General features: G+C 69.4%; 1 protein-coding gene. It reads right to left on the bottom strand.

All coding sequences use genetic code 11. From position 1 onward, the window contains the following. Window positions 1-804, bottom strand: an 804-nt coding sequence (locus tag NBW84_RS21320; protein WP_250286763.1) for an N-6 DNA methylase, incomplete at both ends; no start/stop codon positions are given.

Raw genomic sequence — 804 nt, 5'->3', positions numbered from 1 at the left:
CCGGCGCCGATGAGCGAGTTGCCGCGGCGCAGGTGCAGGCCGAACCAGGGTGCCTGCAGGCCGGCGTGCATCACGTTCAGCCACAACGACACCTCCGCCAGCTCCACCGCGGTGCGGTTGAGGTCCACGCCGTAGCAGTTGTGCAGGGCGATGTACGCCTTGACCTTCTGCAGCTCGGTGGCGTACCGCTCCGGGTCGAGGCTCTCCCCCCGCTCACGCTGACAGCGGCGCAGGTACTCGGCGGCGACCTGGTTGATCGCCTCGTTGAGGAAGGCCCCGGAGCCCAGCGCCGGTTCGCAGATCGTCCAGTCCAGCAGCTCGCGCGCGGGCGTTGTGGTGCCGTCCTGGTCGAGACGGTATCTGAGCGTGAGTTGGACGGTGACCTCGGTCAGCGACTGCGGGGTGTAGTAGGAGGCGCTGGTCTGCCGGTCCCGGCCGGCGAGCCGGTAGACGAACGACCCGGCCGGGTAGCGGACCCGCGGCCCGGTGCGCCGGCCCATGTCGTCGAGCGCGCGGACGAAGACCTCGTCCGCGTAGTCGTCGGCCCGGGACGCCGGGATCATCCAGCTGCCGTCCTTGGGATCACCGCCCTTGGCGACCTCGTACAGCTCCTCCGCGGCGATGAACCCGGTGTAGGACATCAGCCCTTCGTAGACGGCGCCGAGCTGGTTGATGCCGAGCTGGGCGTAGGAGATGAACCCGCCGCGTTCCTTCTTCTTCCCGCGGGTGAGCATCAGCAGCCGCAGCACCTCGTACAGGCAGCTGTTACGCAGCCGGGTGTCGATCGTGCGCGCGTCGGCCTCG

This window comes from Protofrankia sp. CiP1_Cm_nod2, from assembly GCF_920664355.1.
Taxonomy (GTDB): Bacteria; Actinomycetota; Actinomycetes; order Frankiales; family Frankiaceae; genus Protofrankia.
The sequence above is the reverse complement of the archived record's forward strand: the minus strand, read 5'-3'. Positions and strand labels throughout refer to the sequence as shown.